The 4,422-nt window shown below is 56.1% G+C and carries 4 protein-coding genes; 3 read left to right on the top strand and 1 reads right to left on the bottom strand.

Annotated elements, in window-relative coordinates; genetic code table 11:
- Positions 1 to 242: 242 nt before the first annotated feature.
- A complete protein-coding gene (locus ACIREA_RS27300; protein WP_397385482.1) occupies positions 243 to 962 on the bottom strand; it encodes a glycosyltransferase family 25 protein in 720 nt (239 codons plus the stop codon).
- An 84-nt stretch (positions 963 to 1,046) separates the two neighbouring features.
- On the opposite strand from ACIREA_RS27300, the gene ACIREA_RS27295 reads away from it, so the two are divergent.
- The 3 genes from ACIREA_RS27295 to ACIREA_RS27285 form a co-directional block, all read left to right on the top strand.
- Positions 1,047 to 2,357 carry a lipopolysaccharide biosynthesis protein gene (locus tag ACIREA_RS27295; RefSeq protein WP_397385481.1) on the top strand — a complete coding sequence of 437 codons (1,311 nt, stop codon included), beginning with the start codon at positions 1,047 to 1,049 and terminating at the stop codon, positions 2,355 to 2,357.
- Positions 2,358 to 2,397: 40 nt separating this feature from the next.
- A complete protein-coding gene (locus ACIREA_RS27290; protein ID WP_397385480.1) occupies positions 2,398 to 3,450 on the top strand; it encodes an NAD-dependent epimerase/dehydratase family protein in 1,053 nt (350 codons plus the stop codon).
- A gap of 433 nt (positions 3,451 to 3,883) precedes the next feature.
- Positions 3,884 to 4,422 (top strand): hypothetical protein (locus ACIREA_RS27285; protein WP_397385479.1); only part of this gene is annotated, 539 nt, incomplete at its 3' end.

Below are 4,422 nucleotides of genomic sequence, written 5' to 3'. Positions count from 1 at the left end.
CGGCTGGAATCCCGCACACACCCTTGAAAAGGGGCTGCATGATACCGTGTCGTGGTATCTTCAGCATCAGGGCTGGGTGGAATCGATAGCTCGTGACTAAATTCATGTGGGAGATACTCCCGTTCAAATTGAAGATTACCGCAATCTTGTCGGAAACTGGCTGGCCATTCGCAGTTAGACCGAGATCAAGTGCAGACATGGAACGTATTGATCACAGAGCGAAGACAACGACTCTGCGCCAATCATGGCCTTGCAGGGTTCAAGGTGGGGTCGTTCATCCAGCTCTCGAACGCCCCCTGGGTCACCAAGGGCGGCTCAGCCCAGTAAGAATGGATATGCAAAGCTTGGCCTGCGGCATTCAAATGCCAGTCAATAGGACGGTTGAAAGGCGGATGCGCAAATCGGCTGGACAGCACACGCTCCGCGCAGCCGGGATGAATCAGATACGCCTCCGTGCAGCGGGAGCAGCCGCCACCACCCCACAGCAGTCCGCGTTTCCAGCCGCGCCAGTAGATGTGTTTGCCGGCGCGGCGCAGCCACCAGGGGACATGCAGATCACAGCCCAGTCCGACAAAGCACATGTCCCACTCTTTGGGAAGATCAGTCAGGCAGTCTGCCAAAGCGGGCAGAAAGTCAGGACGGATCAGGACATCATCTTCCAGGATCAGATGCCACGCGTGCGGCTCAGCCACGACTTTGCGGTACACCGCCAGATGCTTCAAGATCAGAGAGACCGAACCCGCTGCGATCACTTTTGGGTCGCCCCACTCGCCGCGTTCAAACGCACCGTCTGCCAGCACTTCCTCGCGATCATGCGCTGTCATCCAGCTCACCGGAAAGTGGTCCAGCCCATGCTCACGCAGCGTCCGCTCCATGTGCGCCCGGCGTTCGGTCAGGCGTGTATAATGGATGACATGCACCCGCAGGTTTTCCGGAGTGATGGCGGCAGTGGCTTGTTCCATATGCGGAAGGCAGTTTCTCACACACCCTGCAGTTCCTGCAACAGCTAAGAGCCGCAAGCTTGCTCAGCTCCTCACTCGTCTCGAATGTTATCATGGCTGTCACTTCGCCACAATCGACTGCGCCTTTACCGCTGGAGCGCGATCTTTGGCGGCTTCGCATTGGTGCAGTTGGTCGTGCAGGCGCTGAATGCCGTCGCTGGATTCCTGCTGGTGCGAACCTTGGAAAAGCCGGATTACGCCTGGTTCACCATTGCCAGCAGCATGAGCGCCGCGCTGGCCGTCCTGGCCGATGCAGGCATTGTCAATGCCGTCACCTCAATTGGTGGCACGATCTGGCAGGACAAGGCATCTTTGAAAGGTCTGGTGCACGCCGCGCTGCGCCTTCGGGTAAAGCTGGCAGCTCTTTCTTCAGTCATCGTTGCAGGCATTTCCCTCTGGCTGCTGCTGCGCAATGGCGCAGGCCTTCCCTCTGCAATCGGGCTTACCGCGCTGGTGCTCGCCCCCGTCTGGCAGATTTCCACCACCGCTGTTTTCAATGTCGTCAACCGTCTGCAATCGCGCACACAGCAGCTTCAGGTGGCAGATCTCGTGCCTGTGCTTGTCCGTACTGCGCTGACAGCGGCACTGGCTCTGCTGGGTGGGCTCACTCCACTCACTGCTCTCATGGCGGTTCTTGTGGCCCATCTTACCCAGTATGGCATCGTCCGTATGCAGGTTCTGCCATTGCTGGGGGATGTGCAGCCCACTGGCATAGCCGATCATACGGCTCGCATCTGGGAGGTGGTGCTGCAGCTGCTGCCAAACTGCATTTTCATCTGCATTCAGGGCCAGCTAGCAACTTGGCTGATCAGCGTCTTTGCCACCACCAGCGAGGTCTCGGATCTCGGGGCTTTGAATCGACTCGCCGTCATTTTCGCCGTGCTCGCCGGGCCTCTCGCGCAGTTTGTGTTTCCTTCCTTTGCCCGTGCCTCGGACAGAAAACGGATGTGGGCTATGGCCATCGCCATGGTGGCAGGAACGGTGGCATTCAGCATCATGGTTCTGGCGTTCGCTTGGTGGCAGGGGCATTGGTTTCTCTGGATCCTTGGCGGCAAGTACATGCATCTTCAGCGGGAACTGGAGCTGGTGCTGGCGGGCATGGCCCTCACCAACGTATCTGGTTTTGTCTGGGCCTTGAATGCGTCCCGCGGATGGAATCATCTGGCCTGGCTCAATATTCCATTAACCCTCGGTACCCAGGCTGTGGCCGCCTGGATGCTGCCTCTCAACAGCGTGATGGGGCTGGCTTGGTTCATCATAGCTTCGTCGGCCGTGCAGTGCGGCCATGCTTTGGCCACATGCATCTTCGGTCTCACTCACGACCCGCGCATCCAGTCAGCGGCTCGAATATGCTGAATCAAATCGGCTTCATTCGGCTTCGATTTCCACTTTTTTCATGAAACTCCTCGTCACCGGATCCTCCGGTCTCATCGGTTCCGAAGTCGTTGATTATTTTTGTCGGCAGGGCTGGCAGGTGCATGGCGTGGATAACAACATGCGTGCCGACTTTTTTGGCCCGCAAGGAGACACCCGCTGGAATCAGGAGCGGCTCAAGGCAGCGCACCCTTCATTCCATCACCACGAACTGGACATTCGTGACCGTAAGGCAGTGCTCGAATGCCTCGCCACACTGACGCCCACCCACGTTGTCCATACCGCTGCGCAGCCAAGCCATGATCTCGCGGCTTCGCGGCCATTTGATGATTTTGACACGAACGCAGTAGGCACCTTGAACCTACTGGAGGCCACCCGCCTCCATGCCCCGGAGGCCGTGTTCATTCACATGAGTACCAACAAGGTCTATGGTGATCGTCCCAACACCATCAAGCTCAAAGAGCTGGACACCCGCTGGGATTATGATGATCCCGCCTATGTCGGCGGCATTACCGAGGAATTCTCGATTGATCAGAGCAAGCACAGCCTTTTCGGCGCATCGAAGGTCGCTGCCGATGTCATGGTGCAGGAGTACGGGCGCTACTTTGGCATGAAGACCTGCGCCCTGCGTGGTGGCTGTCTCACGGGCCCGAACCACAGCGGTGTCGAGCTCCATGGCTTCCTCAGTTATTTGATCAAGTGCAACCTTGCCGGGAAAAAGTACAACGTCTTCGGCTACAAAGGCAAGCAGGTGAGGGACAACATTCATAGTCTCGATGTCGTCCGCTTCATGCACGCTTTTTTTGAAAATCCTCGCTGCGGCGAGGTGTACAACATCGGTGGTGGTCGCGACAACAGCGTCTCAATTCTGGAGGCCTTCGACAAGATCTCCGCCATTTCCGGCAAACCCATGCAGTGGGAGTATGTAGACAAGAACCGGGAAGGGGACCACATCTGCTACATCAGCGATCTGTCCAAAATGAAGGACCATTATCCCGGATGGGGCATCACCAAGACGCTGGACGATATCTTCGAGGAGATTCATAGCCGTTCCGCTGGCCAGCCACTGAAGTGACATCTCTTTTTCTTTTTGGACGTTTATCTCTGTTGGCCCATCAACATAGCTCACCTTTTCCTGTCATAGCCTCATGATTGCATCTTTTGAAAGCAGGCTCATTGCGTGTCGCTCTTCGCGAAAAAGACATCCACCGCAGCATGGCAATTATAGGATATGCCATCTTAATTGAGTGCAGCTTAGAACAGCGCACTTTCGGCCTACGTTTTTTTGGCAACTGCACCTCAGTTTAGGCGCAGAGCTTGGCAGTCATCACGTTTCCATGCCACCCTGTTCAACGAGATCGTTGACTGGGACGGATGCAACAAGGCTTCATTATTTACCTCGTTGTGAAAATGTTCATTTGCCGAAAAGACGTGCCGACAGTGATGAGACTGGCATCTGATCCTAATACATTTTGGAATTGTTCAACGCGCGATCAACTTATTCAGGCATGATTGGCGCAGTTGCATCCGAACCTGTAAATTCCTTGCGGTCGCGCTTTGAACGCTGGCGGGCACCGCTTCAGTCTTTCCTCGTCGGTCAGCCATTGGTTCAGATTTTGAATGTCATCACGGGCTTTCTCCTGATCCGCTGGCTCGACGTCAAGGATTTCGCCATGTTCGGCATTGCCTTGGCATTTCAGTCCATGATCACCCAGTTGACAGATGTTGGGTTCTCAGGCTCCATCGTCGCCCTTGCGGGATCACGGGGACACGATCCCGAGGTCCTGGGGGGGTATCTTCGTTCGGCGCGGTACTGGCGGTCAAAATTGCAGTGGGTTATGCTGCTGGTGGCAGCAGTGGCCTTTCCATTGGTCGTATGGAGACAGCCGTGGAGCGCGCCGATCAAGGGGATGCTCTTCGTCAGTATTGCGCTGGGATTGTTGTTTCAGAACTGGAATATGTATGGGACCCCCTTGCTGGTGCATCGGGAGTTGCGGAAGTATTACACCCCGCAGATTTTGGGGGCAGTGTTCAGGCTGGCTCTCTG

This window comes from Prosthecobacter sp., from assembly GCF_044373815.1.
In the GTDB taxonomy this organism is placed as follows: domain Bacteria; phylum Verrucomicrobiota; class Verrucomicrobiia; order Verrucomicrobiales; family Verrucomicrobiaceae; genus Prosthecobacter.
This window is presented reverse-complemented; position numbering and strand designations above follow the sequence as displayed.